We start from the raw sequence: 18,710 nt of genomic DNA, 5'->3' as shown, positions 1-18,710 counted from the left end.
TTTACGCATGTTACTAAATAAATTGTGTCAACTTATTTAGTACACTACAGTTTAAAACAAAACGTCCTTGTGTTTCGGTTGAAGCGCAAGGACGTTTTTCTATGTGGTTACTGACGCAGCTGAGTGCGTGTGATTTCGCCTGTATACATGGTGTATGACTTGTTGCTATCTGCTTTAATGTTAAGCGATTTCAAGTCTTCAGCTGTCATCTTCTGGTTCATTGACTTCTTACATTCAATAACTGCTGCCGGCTTAGAGTCTCCCTGTGCATAGAATGAAATCTTATATTCGCTGCACTGTTCCATTAGGGCACTAAGAGCGATGCGATCTTGTGCAATCAGCAGGTAAGCTACATTCTTGTTAAACAATTTACCAAAACCTCCCCAGTTTTCGGCCTTGATTTCTATTTCTTCATCGTTGGCAGTCAGGGTTATGCGTCCGTTCTGCAGCTGGCTGTTCCAGTTGTCCGAGAATTGTGCAACAGGCACTTCTTTCAGCTCGCCTGTCAGGGTCATGGCTGGAGTCAGAGGAGTTGCCGGAACTACAGCAGGAGCAGTTTCGTTAGCCAGCACCTTTTGTCCCAGTGCATCGGTAGCCGACTGGAAGAGTTGGTCCTTCAGGTCGATGGTTTCACGACGGAATTTTCCGCAGATAGGAGCCAGTTTGGTTTTCTTCTTGTTCAGTGCCATGTCATCTGTAATCCATTCTTCGGCAGTATATTTTTCTCCACCATCGCGGTTTTCGTCATACCAGTAGCGGATGCGGGTCATGGTCATGCGGCATACCCCATCAGTCACATTGATAAGATATTGGTAGTAGATGCGGGTACGGTCCAGTGACAGGGCTGAAGAAGAGAATACGATGTATTCTTCGGCAGAGGCGGCAATGTCGCCCTCTTCTTCGTTGGTGTAGACTACGCGGCTTTGCAGTTTTCCGTCAGATTTGAAGCGGTGGTTGGCCCAGTCCAGCATTTGCTGGTAGAGTTGCTCTTTCGAGAGCGAAGGAGCCTTGATTTCATGATTGAAGGTTACCTTTCCATCCTCCATTGTAATAGCTCCAGCCAGATATTTCGGGTCAGAGTTGTCTTTTTTATCCTTGGCCATTCCGAACAGCGGCAGGCAGGCCAATAAGATGAACAATAGTTTTTTCATGATTCGTATCAAAGTTTTTTATAGTATGAAATATTATTTCTTAAAGATAGCATGTGTAAAGATAGGTATTTTTTTTAACTGCGGTGTAGGAATAGGATTTCTTATTATTTTTTTGTGAAACAATTATACATTTCAGTAAAAACAACAAAGCCCGTTTCCCTTTTCAGGAAAACAGGCTTTGTGCGTATTTCTATCAAATAGAACCTCTCCGAAGCAGGAGCGGGGGATTATCGAACGGGAATTTTGTCGATGCGTGCCTGATGGCGTCCGCCTTCAAAATCGGTAGTGAAGAATTCCGTCATGATCTTGTCGGCCATTGCTTCATCAATGAAACGTCCCGGCATTACCAGTACGTTGGCATTGTTGTGCTGACGGGCCAGATGAGCGATTTCCGGAATCCAGCAAAGTGCGGCACGGATACCCTGGTGTTTGTTCAGGGTGATACCGATTCCTTCACCGCTTCCGCAGATGGCAATTCCCGGATAGCATTCTCCGTTTTCTACTGCCAAAGCCAGCGGGTGAGCAAAGTCGGGATAGTCACAACTGTCGGTTGTGTAAGTTCCGAAATCCTTGTATTCCCATCCTTTGGCTTCCAGCCATTTTTTCACGTATTGTTTCAATTCAAATCCGGCATGGTCGGATGCAAGTCCTATTGTTTTCATCAGAGCATTTCTTTTACTTGGTTATATACATTTTCAGCAGTGAAGCCCAGTTTTTCATCCAGCACTTTGTAAGGAGCAGAGAAACCGAATGATTCCAATCCCCAAATCTTACCGTTGGTACCTACCAGACCTAACAGGTTGACTGGCAGACCAGCTGTCAGACCAAATACCTTGGCGCCAGCCGGAAGAATGCTTTCCTGATATTCCTTGCTCTGGCTGCGGAACAAACCTTCTGATGGAACTGATACGATGCGAGTCTTCACACCGTCTTTGTGAAGCAGTTCAGCTCCGGCTACCAATGTAGAAACTTCAGAACCAGAAGCTACCATGATAACATCCGGATTTTCGTCAGAACCAGCTACGATGTAAGCTCCCTTGGCAGCCTGTGAGTAGTCTGTACCTGCCGGCAACATGTTGATGTTCTGGCGAGACAGAATCAGAGCCGACGGAGTATCGGTATTTTCCATAGCCAGTTTCCAGCAGACAGTAGTTTCTTCTGCATCTGCCGGACGAAGTACCAGCATAGAGTTCTTTCCGTGGTGGTTTTTCAGTTTTTCCATCAGGCGGATTTGTGCTTCCTGTTCTACCGGTTCGTGAGTAGGACCGTCTTCACCTACACGGAATGCATCGTGAGTCCAGATAAACTTCACTGGCAACTGCATGAGGGCAGCCATACGTACAGCCGGTTTCATGTAGTCTGAGAATACGAAGAATGTACCGCAGGCAGCGATTACACCACCGTGCAGTGCCATACCGATACAGCAGCAAGCCATAGTCAGTTCGGCTACTCCGGCCTGGAAGAAGGCACCGCTGAAGTCACCGTTAACAAATGCGTGAGTCTTTTTCAAGAAACCGTCTGTCTTGTCAGAGTTAGACAAGTCGGCAGAAGCACAGATCATGTTAGGAACCTGCTGTGCCAATGCGCCCAATACAGTAGCAGATGCGTTACGAGTTGCATCGTTTGCTTTCTGCTGGATACCTGCCCAGTCTACTTTCGGAGCTACTCCGCTGAACCATTCTTTCAGCTGAGCTGCTTTTTCCGGATTGGCTGCAGCCCATGCAGCTTCTTCTTCATAACGTGCAGCTACGATAGCTTTCAGTTCTTCTTCACGTTTTGCGTAAATTTCTTTTACGTCGTCGAAGATAACGAACGGATTTTCAGGGTCAGCACCCAAGTTGATCATAGTGTTCTTGTAAGCGTCGCCACCCAGAGGAGCACCGTGAGTCTTACAGTTGTGTTCGTATGAAGAGTTATCGTCCTTGCGGGCACCCTTACCCATGATACATTTACCGATAATCAGCGTCGGGCGTTTGCTTTCTGCTTTTGCAGCATCCAGAGCAGTACGGATTTGTTCACAGTCGTTACCGTTGATTTCGATGACATTCCATCCCCATGCACGGTATTTCATGGCTGTATCTTCAGAGATAACATCCTTTGTTTCTGTAGAAAGCTGGATGTCATTTGAGTCATAGAACATAATCAGGTTGTCCAGACCCAGGTGTCCGGCAATACGGCCTGCGCCCTGAGAAATTTCTTCCTGAATACCACCGTCAGAGATATAAGCGTAGATAGTTTCTTTATTGAAAGTAGGGTTACCTGTACGAGCTGCAAGGAATTTGGCAGCGATGGCAGCACCTACAGCGAATACGTGTCCCTGTCCCAGTGGACCAGAAGTGTTTTCAATGCCGCGCATTACGTCTACTTCAGGATGTCCCGGAGTAGGAGAGCCCCACTGGCGTAATTGTTTTAATTCGTCTAATGTAAATTTACCGATAAGAGCCAACTGTGAGTACAACATCGGTGACATGTGGCCCGGATCCAGGAAGAAACGGTCACGACCTTCCCATTTCGGGTTCTGAGGGTCATACTGCAGATACTCTGCATACAAGACATTGATGAAATCGGCTCCACCCATTGCACCTCCGGGGTGTCCAGACTTTGCTTTTTCAACCATTGAAGCAGCCAAAATACGAATATTATCAGCAGCGTGGTTCATTACTTGTTTGCTGTTCATATAACTAAATTTTGATTTGTATGCTACATAAAATGCGAGTGGCATACGTCACCCGCTTTTTGAAATTATGAGCAAAGGTATGACATTTATATGTAAATTACAAAGTGGAAATAACTTATTTATTTCACATTTTTTTACTTCTTGTATTTTACTGCAGCCTCTTCTACCGGCAGACAAGCCTTATAATTTTCAATATATGCATTGAATCCGGCAACGTCTTCTGCAGTAGGAGATACTTCTACGCCCGCATTTCCGGCAAACACTTTTTCGTCGAGGAAGTCAGCCAGTGACTGCTTCTTGTCATTGTTCACCAGATAAGAACCTAACAGTGCAATACCCCATGCACCACCTTCTCCTGCGGTTTCCATGACAGAAATCGGAGAATTGATGGCCGCAGCAAGAACTCTCTGACCTACACCCTTAGTACGGAACAGACCTCCGTGACCTGTGATGCGGTCTACTTTAATCTTTTCTTCGTTGAAGAGAATGTCATTTCCAATCTTCAGTACGCCTACCGATGCATACAAGTGTGCACGCATAAAGTTGGCCAGGTTGAATTTATCGCTTGCCGTACGAACGAACAACGGGCGTCCTTCTGTCAAACCGGTTACAGGTTCGCCTGAGAAGTAGTTGTACGAAATCAGTCCGCCGCAGTCTGCATCACCTGTCAGTGCGTGGTTATACAGTTTGCCGAAGATTTCGTCCATATCTACCGGCATACCCATCAGTTCCTGGTATTCCTTGAACAGATTTACCCATGCGTTCAGGTCGGAAGTACAGTTGTTACAGTGTACCATGGCTACCAGACTTCCGTCAGGAGTAGTCACCATGTCAATCATTTCGTAAGGTTTTGACAGGTCTTTTTCCAAAACAATCATAGAGAAAGAAGAAGTACCAGCCGATACATTACCAGTGCGCTGTTTTACGGCATTGGTAGCCACCATACCTGTTCCTGCATCACCTTCCGGCGGACAAACAGGTACACCTGCTTTCAGATGGCCTGATACGTCGAGTCTCTTGGCACCTTCTTCGGTCAGGCAACCGGCATTTTCTCCTGCCAGCAATACTTTCGGCAGAATGTCTGTCAGTTTCCAGCTATATCCGTAAGGAGCTACTAACTTGTCGAACTTTTCAATCATTTCGGCAGAGTAGTTCTTTGTTTCAGGGTCGATAGGAAGCATACCTGAAGCATCACCGATACCTAAAACTTTTTCGCCGGTAATCTGCCAGTGTACGTAACCTGCCAGTGTAGTGAAGAAAGTGATGTCCTTCACATGTTCTTCCTTGTTTAGGATAGCCTGATAAAGGTGAGAGATACTCCATCTCAACGGAATGTTGTAGACAAAGAGTTCAGACAGTTCGGCAGCTGCTTTGCCTGTGTTGGTATTTCTCCATGTACGGAACGGTACGAGGATTTCTTCTTTATCGTTGAAAGCCATGTAACCGTGCATCATGGCACTGATACCGATGGCTGCCAAGTTTTCTATTTCGATGCCGTACTGGTTTTTTACGTTTAAGCGAAGGTCAGCATAGCAGTCCTGTACTCCTGCCCAGATGGCTTCAATGCTGTAGGTCCAGAGTCCATCTACCAGCTGATTTTCCCAGGTGTGACTTCCCTGAGCAATAGGTTTATTTTCCTGGTCAATCAGGACAGCTTTGATTCGGGTAGAACCGAACTCAATACCCAAAATGGCTTTACCTGCCTCAATGGTTGACTTTGCATCTTTCATATTAAAAATCGATTAGTTAAAGTGAAAAATAAGGCAATATTAAAAAATAAAAGTGCTGCCAGAAAGAAATCTTCTGTCCAGCACTTTTAAGATATACTTGGTTAAGTATTAGCAAAGAGCTTTGTTCAGCATGTAGTATACTTCGTTCATGCGAAGTTCTTTCTTGAAGCTGTCGATGGTAGTATCCTTGTTGATATGTACCATTTCGATTCCAGCGATTTCAGCATAGTCTTCCCAGTATTCTGCAGTCAGGTCGTATGAGAAGCAAGAGTGGTGAGTACCACCAGCCAAAATCCATGCACCTGCACCGATTTCGAAGTTAGGCATCGGTTTCCAAAGTGCAGAAGCAACCGGCAATTTCGGCAGCGGTTTCGGTTCGATACATTCTACGTCGTTTACAATCAGACGGAAACGGTTGCCCATGTCTACTACAGTAGCAGTACATCCTGTACCTACCTTAGAAGTGAAGACAAGACGTGCAGTCTGGCTCTTGCGTACACCGATACCGAGGAAGTGTACTTCCAGACGAGGTTTCTTGGCAGCAATCATCGGACAAACTTCCAGCATGTGAGCCTGAAGGATAGAGCTGTTTTCACCGTCGAAGTTCAGTGTGTAGTCTTCTAGGAAAGAACATCCGTTAGGCAATCCCTGGTTCATTACCCATACAGTACGATACAAAGCAGCTGATTTCCAGTCACCTTCTGCACCGAAACCATATCCTTCTGCCATCAGGCGCTGTGAAGCCAATCCCGGAATCTGGTCGAAGTAGCTTCCGTCAGTCTGACCCAGGTCGTCGAAGTTAGTTGTGAAACCTTTGGCGCCTTTAGCTTTCAGGATAGCACGCAGAGCCAGTTCAGCTTTAGCGGCATTCCATATTTTCTGGTATGCTTCAGAAGCTTTGTCTTCCAGTTCAGCATCGTGGTCATATTCATTGAAGTAAGTTTTTACAAGAGCTTCTACCTCTTCGTCTTTTACTTCTTTGTGATAGCTCATCAGTTCGCTTACCGGACAGTAGTCTACGTGGTAACCCATGCGCTGTTCAGCTTCTACTTTATCACCGTCTGTAACAGCTACGTTGTTCATCTGGTCGCCGAAACGCAGAATCAGCATATCCTGAGAGTCTGCCCATGCAGCACATACGCGCATCCATACAGCAATCTTAGACAATGTGTTTTCATCTTTCCAGTAACCAACTACTACTTTGCGACGTACACGCATACGAGCGCAGATGTGACCAAATTCACGGTCGCCGTGAGCAGACTGGTTCAAGTTCATGAAGTCCATATCCATGGTGTCCCAAGGAATTTCCTTGTTGAACTGAGTGTGCAGGTGGAGCAACGGTTTCTTCAACTGCTGCAAGCCGTGAATCCACATTTTAGCAGGAGAGAAAGTGTGCATCCAAGTGATGACACCGATACATTTTTCTTCGTTGTTAGCTGCTTTGAACACTGCTTCTACTTCTTTAGAAGAGTTGGCAGTTCCTTTATATACTACTTTCACAGGCAATTTGCCGCTGGCATTCAAACCTGCTACCATTTCGTTACTGTGTGCGTCTACTGCGATAACTGCATCGCCTCCGTAAAGGAGCTGAGCTCCGGTTACGAACCATACTTCATATTGATCAAATGCGTTCATAGTGATTTTATGTTTTTAATTGGTTGGATATTTGTTTTTATGTTATTTTTTCTGTCCGTAATAAGCGTTCGGACCGTGCTTGCGGCTGAAGTGTTTTTCTACCAGCAGCGGGTTCATGGTCAGATTCGGATTGACAGCGTAAGCAATGCTGGCCATTTTGGCAACCTGCTCCATGACTACGGCATTGTGAACGGCATCGTGTGCATCCTTACCCCATGAGAAAGGACCGTGGTTCTTTACGAGTACACCCGGAGTATGTACCGGATTCATACCTTCAAAGCGTTTCACGATTACGTTTCCTGTTTCCATTTCGTAGGCGCCCTTCACTTCTTCTTCCGTCATGTCGGCAGTGCAGGGGATAGCTTCGTGGAAATAGTCGGCGTGAGTAGTTCCGATGTTCGGAATATCGCAGCCAGCCTGTGCCCATGCAGTGGCGTATGTAGAATGTGTATGTACCACACCGCCGATTTCAGGGAAGGCCTTGTACAGTACGAGGTGAGTCGGTGTGTCGCTTGAAGGACGCAAGTTTCCTTCTACTATGTTTCCTTCCAGGTCGACTACTACCATGTCTTCGGCTTTCATTTCATCGTAAGACACTCCACTGGGTTTGATAACCACCAGTCCGCTTTCACGGTCGATGGCCGATACGTTTCCCCACGTGAAAATAACCAGTCCGTGTTTCACCAAATCCAGGTTGGCATGGAACACTTTTTCTTTCAGTGCTTCTAACATATTCTTAAAGTTTGAATTTCGGATCTTTCTGATAAGCCTTGTCGTTGAATTTGTAAAGAGAGGCTCCTCTTCGTGATCCTGTTTTATCAATTTTATCTGTTTTCTCTATAAATCCCATTTCTGCAATACGCTTGCGGAAATTTCGCTTGTCCATCGGTTCACCGTAAATTGCTTCGTAGAGACTCTGGAGCTGTGTCAGCGTGAACAACTCCGGCAAGAGGTTGAAGCCGATAGGGGCTCTTGAAGCTTTTTGCTTCATAATGGCACGAGCCTTCTCAACCATTTCATTGTGGTCAAAAATCAGGTCGGGTAGGTTATTAATGTTTACCCAGTATGCGTTGTGCTGCTGTACCAGCTCACGGTCATATTCATTGATGTTGATTAAGGCATAATAAGCCAGTGAGATAACTCGTTCGCCCGGATCTCGGTCTACAGCTCCGAACGCACCAATCTGGTCCATGTATACATTTTCCAGTCCGGTCAGTTCGCTCAATACGCGTTTGGCAGCATCATCGGCACTTTCGTTTTCCTGGATGAAGCCTCCCATCAGCGACCATTGTCCCATTGCAGGCTCGAAATTTCTTTTGAGTAGCAATAGATTCAGTTCGCCTTTGTCGAATCCGAAGATAATACAGTCGATTCCGACATAAAATTTGGGATTATGATTATAATATGTGGTCATGAAGTTCGTGACTTTTGGTTCTTTACAACTTGGTTTCTTAGGTCTCTGTTATTTTTCTACTGTAAACTTGAAGATACAGTGACTGTGGTAAGTCTGTCCCGGAGTCAGGATAACAGAAGGCCATTGTGGTTTGTTAGGGCTGTCAGGATAGTGCTGTGTTTCCAGACATACAGATGCACGCTGCGGGTAAACAATACCTTTCTTACCCTTCACTGTACCATCCAGGAAGTTTCCGGTATACACCTGAATACCCGGTTCGTCTGTATACACTTCCAGACTGATACCGGTTGTCGGGCTGGTCAGTTTAGCTGCCACCTGATTGATGTCACCTTTGGTTTTCAGTACCCAGTTATGGTCAAATCCGTTACCGAATCTTACTTGTTCGTTAGAGAAATCTGTCACTCCTTCGCTGATGGCTTTCGCTGTGTTGAAGTCAAACGGAGTATCTTTTACTGCCATCATTTCACCTGTTGTCATGAAGGTGCTGTCTACCGGAGTAATACTGTCGGAAGCTACGTAGAGCAGGTGATCTGTAGCTGGTTTAGACGGGTCGCCATTCAGGTTGAAATAAGAATGGTTGGTCATGTTAATGACTGTTGTCTTGTCAGTAGTGGCATCGTATTTAATATCGATGGCATTGTCAGCAGTCAATGAATAAGTCACATTGGCAGTCACATTTCCCGGGAAGTTATTGTCTCCATCAGGAGATTTCATCGTCAGTACGATGGTGCTGTCATTAGCCTGATTGGCTTCGTATACCTGATACTGCCATCCGGTAGGACCGCCGTGCAGACAGTGTCCGAAGTTATTGGTCGGAAGCTGGATTTCCTGTCTGTCGATAGTGATTTTTCCTTTATTGATTCGGTTGGCATAACGGCCGATAGAAGCTCCGAAGTCACTTGGAATATTCTGATAATCTGCAATGCTGTCAAAACCTAAAACTACATCCGTCATCTTTCCGTTTTTATCGGGAACCATGACCGATACGATTCGTCCGCCGAAATTGGTTACACAAACTTCCATACCCTGGCTATTTTTTAAAGTATAAAGTTTGATAGGTTTGGCATTCTCAGCTGAAACCTCAAAATTAGCAGGGTTCAAGCCTGATAAAGTCAGCTCCGGTTGCTGGGCTTGCTTGGAAGCACAACCGCTCAATACTGCAAGAATGATACTTGCCCCTAAGAAAGATTTATTCATGCTTTTCATGTGAAATTATTGATGTTGTTATCTATGGTGTAAAAGTAACACTTAAAACGATTGCTTGTTCTTTTTTTCAGATGTTTTTCAACATAGAATGTGTGTTTTTCAGTAGTTTCTATAAAAAAGGAAGAGGACATGCGGCTTTTGATTTGCATGTCCTCTTTTTATGAGTTGGTTTCTATGGATTACCAGAAGTATGCGTAGAATAAAGCGCAGAGAACTACAACGCCCAATGTGGCAATTACATCCCACATATTCCAGCTTTCGCGAATTGCTTTCTTGTAATCACCGGTGAAAGTGATGGCTGCAATTTGTTCAGATGTCGGTTTGGCAGTAAACATGGATACTACGTACATCATGATAACGATGAATACCAGCAACCATACTTCAAAGATAAGCCAGTTAGTCTGCCAGAACCAAGAAGTGCATTCCCAGAACGATCCGTCCATTACCGCTTTACCAGAGTCGGTAAGCACGTTGGTCAACAGACGCAGCATACCAATAAGGAAGCCTCCGATAAGTCCCCATTCTCCAGCTTTCGGTGTGATGCGCTTAGAGAAGATACCCAGGGTAAATACGGCTACCATGGCAGGAGCAATCAGAGACTGAATATCTTGAAGATAAGAATACAGGTTACCCATGTTCATCATGATAGGCATCCAAGCCAATCCCAACAGTACGACAACTACTGTAGCTATACGGCCTACCATTACGTAGTGGCTTTCGCTCATGCCTTTCTTCATAGGTTTGTAGAAGTCTTCTGTAAACAATGTCGCACAGCTGTTAAAGAATGCAGCCAAAGAAGCCACCAGGGCGCAGATGAAACCGATGGTTACGATACCTTTCACACCTGCAGGCAGGATGTTCTTAACCATCATGGCAAAAGCACCATCTGTGTCATGTGTGTTGGTGATGTCCATTACGATGTTGCTGCCGGTTTTCTGTGAGAGTGCGAATGCCACCATACCCGGAATCAGGAACATGAAAACAGGCAACAGTTTGAAGTAACCGGCTGCGATTGTACCGCGGCGTGCGCGTGCCATAACTTTGCGGTTGTCTTCTCCTTTAGTCTGTCCGAGCACACGCTGTACGATGTGCTGGTCAGTACACCAGTACCAGAAACCGATGATAGATGCTCCGAGGAATACCACATAACCCGGGAATTGCGGATACATAGGGTCTGCAGGGTCAGTGTGGAACATGTGAGTTGTTCCGAAACCGTCGTGTGCGGCGTTACAAACGGCCATCATTTGTGACCATCCTTCTGAGATGCTGCCATCGCCCAGCATATTCAAGCCTAAGAACAAAACTAAGAATGAACCAATGATAAGAATAGGAGTCTGGATGGCAGAAAGTGTCATTACACCTTTCATACCTCCGAAGACAGTGAAGATAGCCGTGATGAAGATAAGGCCGATTGCTCCCCACCAGAATGGAAGTCCGAGCAGGTATTCAAAGAAGATACCGCCAGTGAATGCAGTTACAGATACCTTTGTCAATACGTAGGCAATCAGTGTAATGATAGATAACCATGAACCAGTACGTTGTGTGTAGCGGAATTTCAGGAAGTCAGGCATAGTGATAATCTTGCCCATTTTGTTGTTTAATAACTGATAGAAAGGAACGAACAACCATCCTAAAATAAGAATCATCCATCCTTGCATTTCCCAGTGTGCCATTCCCACACCGTCTTTTGCACCTGTACCTGCCAATCCTACAAGGTGTTCAGAACCGATGTTTGCTGCGAAGATAGCAGCACCGATAATGTACCAAGGTTCCCCTTTTCCGAAAAGGTAGTCCTGACTGTCGGCACCTTTCATCTTTTCCTGATCTTTCTTTATTGCACGGTAAACAGCCCACACAATAGCAATGACTCCGACGGTGAGGACCAGCCAGTCGAGCCAAATAAATTCAGTTGAATTCCAATTCATAATAGTATTATTTTAATTATTTGTGTATTGATTTTGCGGTTATCAAAAACGTGTTTTATGCTGTTCGTTTTTCAAAGTGTATTAGTAACACTAATTCAAGTGCAATATTACGGATAAGTGTAAAAATACACTAATAAAAGCCCATGTTTTAGAGCATGTTTCGTCCTTTTTTTTCGTTCTCCTTCGTTTTTAACATTTCTGCAAACGATGAAAGTAAAAAACTTCTGTCAACTTTTGAGTATTTTTATGTGTTCATTCGTATTAGTTATTGTGAAAATAAAAAACTAGAAGATATGAAAAGGGTGATTCTGTGGCTGTGCCTGTCTGTGGTTATAGGGGCGGTACAAGCACAAACCGGGCGGTTGGACTTGAAACTTCCGCAAGGACATCCCCGCTATCTGACCACACAGGAGGGGAAGAAAGAAACTCAGGAGTTGATTAAAAAGGCTCCTTGGGCAAAAGACGTGTATGAGCGGCTTCGGCAGCGGACAGATAAATATGTGGACCGCGGAACGGATTGGCTGTCCTCCCGTTTGCTGATGTACTGGAACACACATGCCACCGATGTATATATAAAAGGTGAGTACTACGACCATGCCGGAGGTGAGAAGGCACCGGCTCCAACAGTGGTATTTACCGGAGCACGCAGCCATGCCACCAATTACAAACGTCCTCGACTGGAGGACTTGGAGCCTTATCAGGAAGATGCCAGAGGAATGTATCTGGCCAACAGTATCCTGGAAGGTAATCCTTACGAATGGGTGAGCATCAGCAAAACCGGAAGAATAATTGAAAGCATCAACAATGAAATCGTAGGCATAGCCCGCGATGCGGCATTCCTCTGGTGGCTGACCGGCGAGCAGAAGTATGCCACGGCAGCTGCTTCCGTCTTTGATGTGTACATGACAGGTCTGTACTACCGCAATGTGCCTGTCGACTTGAATTATGGTCACCAGCAGACGCTCGTAGGAATGACTTCCTTTGAGGTGATTCATGAAGATGTCATAAATTCCTTGGTGCCGCTTTATGATTTCCTTTATGCGTATCTGCAGAAAGAAAAGCCTGAAAAGATGACCATCTATGCCGATGCGTTCAAGAAATGTGCCGATAATATCATCGCCAACGGAGTGCCTCACAACAACTGGAACCTGCTGCAGGCGCATTTTATTATGAATATTGCCCTGATTCTGGAAGATGATGCGAAGTATGCCGACGGCAAAGGGCGCCAGTACTATATCGATTATTTGGTGAACCAGTCATCCATTCGTCAGTGGTCATTGAAAAAACTGGCCGATTACGGATTCGATGCAGCCACGGGTGTCTGGGCAGAGTGCCCCGGTTACAGCAGTGTGGTGGTAGGTGATTATGCCAGCTTTGTCAGCCTGTTCGATGAGAATCTGGGTATGGACCTGACTCGGGAGATTCCGGTACTTTCGAAAGCCGTAGAAGCCATGCCGCAATATCTCTTCCCGAACCGTATGGTCTGCGGATTTGGCGATACGCATCCTTCCACACTGCGGACGGATATTTTCCGTTATATGATTCAGAATGCCCGTACCCATGGAAAGTCCGAAGAGGAACATAAGTTTACGGCCATGCTGAAACTATTCGACCCGTCTTCTTCTCTTCCGGTGGCAGAAAGAGGCAAGGCACCGGTAGCCATTACTTCTTTCTTTGCCGGGAAACCGCTCGTGTTGGATGAAAAAGTGAAGGCTGGCCAGATTGACGACTATGTAACTCCTACCTTCTATGCTCCGAATGTGAGCTGGCTGGTACAGCGTAACGGGATGAATTCCCGTCACAGTCTGATGGTGTCACTGAACGGAAGTGAAGGCAATCACATGCACGCCAACGGCATCAGCATGGAACTGTATGGCAAGGGCTACGTGCTCGGTCCGGATGCCGGTATTGGAAAAACTTTGTATCAGGGCCTGGATTACCTGGAGTACTACAGCCAATTCCCTTCGCATAATACGGTCTGCGTAGACGGAATTTCTTCTTATCCCGTCATGAAGAGCAACCACTCCTTCAAACTGCGTGCCTTGTATCCTGCGGCAGGCGAACGGCTTCCTTATCAGCCGATTTCTTATAGTGAAGTCTACTTCCGCGAACCGGAAACTTTTGCCGACCAGACCCGCCTTAACGGAATTGTCAATGTGGGCGATTCTGCAGGCTATTATATCGATATATTCCGTAGCCGGAAAGTAGAAGGCGGCGACAAGATGCACGACTATTTCTATCATAACTTAGGACAGCAGATGACGCTGACAGCGGCCGATGGCAGTGAACTCGGACTTCAGCCTACGCAGGAACTGGCCTTTGCCGGAGCCCATCTGTATGCTTATTCCTATATATATAATAAGAAGCGGGCGGTGACAAGCAAAGACGTGAAAGCCGGATTTACCATCCAGATGCCCGACAAGGACGATATTACGATGAACCTCTGGATGAAAGGGGAGGAGGGACGCGAAATCTTTTCAGCCCTGAGCCCCATGACGGAAGGACTGAGCCGTATCAAGAACATGCCGTATTCCATCAAGGACCAGCCTACGCTCACTTTCGTGGCACGCCAGAAAGGAGAAGCTTGGAACCGTCCGTTTGTGGCCGTGTATGAACCTTCTACCGTAAAAGAACCTTCCTGCATTGCGTCGGTCGATTATCCGCAGGTAAAGAGTGAACAGCAGGGCAGCCATGTCGGCATACGCGTGGCACTGACCAATGGAAATGTCGACTGGATTCTGTCGTCGGATGAGAATGCACACCACTGCAAGTTGGAAGAGTTGCAGGCCCGTGCAGGCTATGCGCTGTGTCGTCAGTCGGAAAAGGGAGAGACTATTCAGGCCTTCCTGGGCAACGGTACACAGCTGGAAGCAGATGGAGTGAGCATCCGGACAGATGCACCTGCTGATGTCTTGCTGCTGAAGCAGGATGGAAAATGGATGTATACGGCTACGGCTCCTTGTAGGGTAGTTGTAGGAAAGAAAAAATATACGCTTTCAGTTTCAAAAGAGTTACGTCTTTTGAAGTAAAATGAAATTTTAAGTTTACTTTTGTAGTAATATATTGATTTATAATTGTATACGCTCTTCCAGTACTTCCTTTGCAGTACTTCAGTACTGCAAAGGAAGTACTGTGGTACTGTCGAGGAAGTATTGTAGTACTTCTTTGACAGTACTTATCAGGGTATGAGGTTTTGTATTGATGTCTGGGAAGACAGTGCGGTTTTTTGTCGGATATTTTTATGAAATATAGGCAGATTCTATGTATTTTTGCTCATGAAACCTATGGCAGTTTTGTAAATGAAGAAATGTTTGATATATATTTATCTCCTTTTGTTAACCAGTCTGTGCTGTTTGCAAGCGGGAGCTGTTTCCTCCGAAATCCGTAGTTTGTCCGTATCCGACGGACTTCCTGATTTGGTCATTAATACGATATACAAAGATTCAAAAGGTTATGTCTGGATGGGAACGAATACCTCAGTAGAGCGTTTTGATGGTATACGCCTGGAGCATTACATGGTAGAGGGCAGCAATGAGAACCTGAAGCGGGTGTTTGCACTGGTTGAGATGCCGGGCAATGAACTGTGGGTTGGCACGGGCATGGGACTTTTCCGTCTGGCCGATGATGCCGAGAAGCTCGAACGGCTGGCTCCTGAAATGATTACAAGCGGGGTACATGCATTCTGTAAGTTGGGGGATGTGCTCTATGTAGGAACGGAAAAAGGATTGTATGTATACAAGGGAGGAGTTTTTGAACATGTGCTGGTAGACAAGAATATCTTTTCGCGTGCGAATTTTGTAACGGGAATGGTGGAAGGAGAAAACGGTATATTGTGGCTCTCTACGATGGGAGGCTTGAAATCTCTTCGTTTGTCCGACCAGTCCATCACTTCTTTCTCAGACAAATTGGCGAAGAACGGGCAGAACCTTTCTTTCTATAACATCACACGTATCGGTTCAAAGATTTTTATGGGTACAATGACTAGCGGGCTGGTGCTTTTTGATACAGCCAGCAAGCACTTTTCACGCTATCTGGATGTAGGTTGCGGAGTCATCTCTGCCTTGTCAGGCGATGGGAAAGACCTGCTCTATGTAGGAACGGACGGAAACGGTGTACATTTTATTTCAGTGAGTCGCCAGCGTGTTATCCGTACCTTTCGGCATGACCGTGAGGCGGATAGCCAGATTCGTTCCAATTCTGTGTACTCTGTATTGGTCGACCGTGACGGCTTGTTATGGATTGGCTTTTACCAGTTGGGTGTAGACTACACCTTGTTCCAGAGCGACTTGTTTTCCACCTATCAATATGAGAATTTGTTTGATTCCAGAGACATGGCTGTCCGTACCATTGCCTTTCATGGAAGTCAGAAACTGATAGGTTCGCGCGATGGCTTTGTGTTTATCGATGAGGCCGATGGCAGGTTCCAGATATTCAAGGCGCCCCGTCTGCGGGCTTCCATCATTGTGTCAAGCTGTTATTTCGACGGGAAATATTATATCGGAACCTATGGGGGAGGTATGTATGTGCTCGATGGGGTCACACTGGAACTGCGGGATTTTGAGATTGCTTCCGAACCCTTCCGGCATGGACATATTTTTGTACTTCGTCCTGACGATCGGGGAAATCTGTGGATAGGTACTTCTGCTGGATTGTATTGTTACCGGAACGGGAAAATTGTGCGTCACTTCAAGAGCGACAGTTCCAAGCTGCCCGAAGGCAACGTTTATGAGATTTATTTTGATTCATCCCATAAAGGATGGATTTGTACGGAAAGCGGTATCTGCATCTGGGACCCGTCGTCCGAAAGCTTGAAGAACGATGTGTTCCCGGAAGGATTTGTGCATAAAGAAAAAATCCGTATGATTTATGAAACTTCTGACCATCAGCTCTATTTCTTGCCAGATAAAGGAGAATTGTTTGTATCCGACCTTACCATGAGTCATTTTAGCCGGCTCACTCCAGGAACGCTGTTGGATGGAAAGTCGTTGATGGCCGTGGTGGAAGACTCGGAAGGCTGGTTATGGGTGGCGACCAATAAGGGTATGTACCGTTTCGACAAGAAAACCAAGGTCGTACCTTTCAATTTTGCCGATGGTATTCCCAGTCTGATATTCATCAACTGCATTCCGATAAAAGATGAAGAAGGAAACTTCTGGTTTGGTAACTCCAGAGGACTGGTGCGCCTGAACGGGAAAGACATGGATATGCTCCCCAGCCGTTATATTATTTCGTTGTCGGATGTGCTGGTCAATGGTAAGAGCATGCAGCATCAGCTTTCTGGAGAAGAAGGTCATTATGCGCTCACGCTGGAGAATTCGCAGAAGAGTGTAATCATTCAGTTCTCTGCACTTACGTACAGCGACCCGAACAGCCTGATGTATGAGTATAAGTTAGGAGAGGAGGGAGAATGGATTTCCTTGATGGGAAAATCGGAAGTTTCTTTATATGATTTGCCTTCTGGGGTCACTTCCTTCATTATCCGTCAGATTGGTTATCCTGATTCTGCCATGACGCTGGATATTTGCATTCCGAATCGTTCCTGGTTGCATGGGTTGTACCTATTTATTATAATAGTTTTGGTGGTGGCTGGTGTATATATATTCCGTCGTTGTCTGTTGCGCGTGGTATGGTCTGTATTGCGCAAACTGAACGGTATTAATGATACCGAAATGCCGGTAGTCATAGAGGCAGAAAAGACGGAAAAAGAACCTGAAGAAACCTCTCAGGAAGTCGAAATTGCGCAGGAAGAAGTGTTGGAGAGGCCAGCAATGCCGAAACCTGAGAAAAAGTCAACATCTTCCACTGAGGATAAATACCGGACGAATAAAGTCAGTCCGGAAGAGTGTAAGCGACTTTTCCGTTTGCTGGAGCAGGAAATGAAGCGCAACAAACCCTATCGCAATCCGAACCTTAAAGTGGCAGACCTTGCCGTAGCAATAGGCACAACTTCTCACTCACTTTCATATCTCTTTAACCAGTATTTGGAGAAGAATTATTATGATTACATCAACGAATATCGTGTAGAAGAATTCAAGTCGCTTATCCTGAAAGATGAGTATGCAAAATATACTCTGACGGCCATGGCAGAACTTTGTGGTTTCAGTTCGCGTGCCTCGTTCTTCCGCACATTTAAGAAACTGGCAGGAATAACTCCGAACGAATACATCAAACAAGTCTCAGGTGAGCATCGTCCGGTAGATTAACGGACTTTTTAGTGTCAAAATAGGGAAAAACATCCTGTACGTAAGTGTCAAATAATAATTTGAGACTCTCGTGCGGGATGTTTTATTTCGTTGTTAATCAATTGTTTGTGTAGAAACTAGTCTTGCATGATAAGGTGAGATTTATTCCATGTTACATTTGTTTTTAGTTTTTTGGGATTGTAGATACATTTGCAGTGTCAAAAAACCAAAACAAGCTAATTTATGAAAGACCTGACGAACACATCCAATGAGCTAGTAGCACAGATTTTTGCGGACTACCATCAGTCGGTCTTCTTTTATATCTATAAGAAAATAGGGAAAAAAGAAGATGCGGAAGATTTGGTTCAGGACGCATATCTTCGCCTTTTGGAATACCGTGCTATGCTTCGTCCCGATACCGTAAAATATTTCTTGTTTACGATTGTACGTAATCTGGTGTCTGACTATCTCCGCCATTTTTATAAAAAACAGGAAGTGGCCGCTTATCTGGAGGAAAATTATCAGTCACAGCGTGCTGGAGATGCAGATGCCTGTGTCATTGTACGTGACTTGCAGAAGCAAGAACTGATGAGAGTGAATTGTCTGCCTTGTCAGCGTCGTAAAATCTATATTATGAATCGTTTTGAGGGGAAAACATCGGCAGATATTGCGGCCGAATTGAATCTTTCTGTTCGTACGGTAGAGAACCATCTGTTCATCAGCCGCAAGGAAGTACGCAACTATATGAAACAATGTATATAAAATAATGATAAGAAGTAAAAACGTTAAT

General features: G+C 45.4%; 12 protein-coding genes. 3 read left to right on the top strand and 9 right to left on the bottom strand.

Translation table 11 applies throughout. The features are described from left to right. Positions 1 to 107: 107 nt before the first annotated feature. The 9 genes from DXD04_RS11645 to DXD04_RS11605 all read right to left on the bottom strand — a co-directional run bounded on the left by DXD04_RS11645 (position 108) and on the right by DXD04_RS11605 (position 11,738). Positions 108 to 1,151 carry a DUF4468 domain-containing protein gene (locus DXD04_RS11645; protein ID WP_117673413.1) on the bottom strand — a complete coding sequence of 348 codons (1,044 nt, stop codon included), beginning with the start codon at positions 1,149 to 1,151 and terminating at the stop codon, positions 108 to 110. Positions 1,152 to 1,378: 227 nt separating this feature from the next. Further along, positions 1,379 to 1,813, bottom strand: a complete 435-nt coding sequence (rpiB, locus tag DXD04_RS11640) for a ribose 5-phosphate isomerase B (RefSeq protein WP_007561878.1) — start codon at positions 1,811 to 1,813, stop codon at positions 1,379 to 1,381. Further along, a complete protein-coding gene (locus DXD04_RS11635) occupies positions 1,813 to 3,828 on the bottom strand; it encodes a transketolase family protein (protein WP_117673421.1) in 2,016 nt (671 codons plus the stop codon). Before DXD04_RS11635 ends, rpiB begins: the two co-directional genes overlap by 1 nt. 134 nt (positions 3,829 to 3,962) lie before the next feature. Beyond that, the gene (locus DXD04_RS11630; RefSeq protein ID WP_117673411.1) at positions 3,963 to 5,558 is read right to left on the bottom strand and encodes a xylulokinase; all 1,596 of its coding nucleotides are present in this window, start codon (positions 5,556 to 5,558) and stop codon (positions 3,963 to 3,965) included. A gap of 108 nt (positions 5,559 to 5,666) precedes the next feature. Beyond that, positions 5,667 to 7,193 carry an L-arabinose isomerase gene (gene araA / locus DXD04_RS11625; protein ID WP_117673409.1) on the bottom strand — a complete coding sequence of 509 codons (1,527 nt, stop codon included), beginning with the start codon at positions 7,191 to 7,193 and terminating at the stop codon, positions 5,667 to 5,669. Positions 7,194 to 7,235: 42 nt separating this feature from the next. Beyond that, complete coding sequence (locus DXD04_RS11620; RefSeq protein WP_117673407.1) at positions 7,236 to 7,925, bottom strand: L-ribulose-5-phosphate 4-epimerase; 690 nt, start codon at positions 7,923 to 7,925, stop codon at positions 7,236 to 7,238. Between the two features lie 4 nt (positions 7,926 to 7,929). Continuing rightward, entirely contained in the window at positions 7,930 to 8,607 is a 678-nt protein-coding gene (locus DXD04_RS11615; protein WP_117673405.1) for an NUDIX hydrolase, read from the bottom strand. A 48-nt stretch (positions 8,608 to 8,655) separates the two neighbouring features. Next, positions 8,656 to 9,813: an aldose epimerase family protein gene (locus DXD04_RS11610; protein ID WP_117673403.1), complete on the bottom strand. Its 1,158-nt coding sequence runs from the start codon at positions 9,811 to 9,813 to the stop codon at positions 8,656 to 8,658. 179 nt (positions 9,814 to 9,992) lie between these two features. After that, positions 9,993 to 11,738, bottom strand: coding sequence for a sodium:solute symporter (locus DXD04_RS11605; RefSeq protein WP_117673401.1), 1,746 nt, complete (start codon positions 11,736 to 11,738; stop codon positions 9,993 to 9,995). Between the two features lie 293 nt (positions 11,739 to 12,031). Here DXD04_RS11605 and DXD04_RS11600 point away from each other — a divergent pair, with 293 nt between their 5' ends. The 3 genes from DXD04_RS11600 to DXD04_RS11590 all read left to right on the top strand — a co-directional run bounded on the left by DXD04_RS11600 (position 12,032) and on the right by DXD04_RS11590 (position 18,682). After that, positions 12,032 to 14,767: a heparinase II/III family protein gene (locus tag DXD04_RS11600; protein WP_117673419.1), complete on the top strand. Its 2,736-nt coding sequence runs from the start codon at positions 12,032 to 12,034 to the stop codon at positions 14,765 to 14,767. A gap of 270 nt (positions 14,768 to 15,037) precedes the next feature. Beyond that, positions 15,038 to 17,941, top strand: coding sequence for a two-component regulator propeller domain-containing protein (locus tag DXD04_RS11595; RefSeq protein ID WP_117673399.1), 2,904 nt, complete (start codon positions 15,038 to 15,040; stop codon positions 17,939 to 17,941). Between the two features lie 222 nt (positions 17,942 to 18,163). After that, positions 18,164 to 18,682, top strand: coding sequence for a sigma-70 family RNA polymerase sigma factor (locus DXD04_RS11590; protein WP_117673397.1), 519 nt, complete (start codon positions 18,164 to 18,166; stop codon positions 18,680 to 18,682). Positions 18,683 to 18,710 lie beyond the last annotated feature (28 nt).

The sequence above is a fragment of the Phocaeicola plebeius genome, assembly GCF_003437535.1.
Lineage (GTDB): Bacteria > Bacteroidota > Bacteroidia > Bacteroidales > Bacteroidaceae > Phocaeicola > Phocaeicola plebeius_A.
The sequence above is the reverse complement of the archived record's forward strand: the minus strand, read 5'-3'. Positions and strand labels throughout refer to the sequence as shown.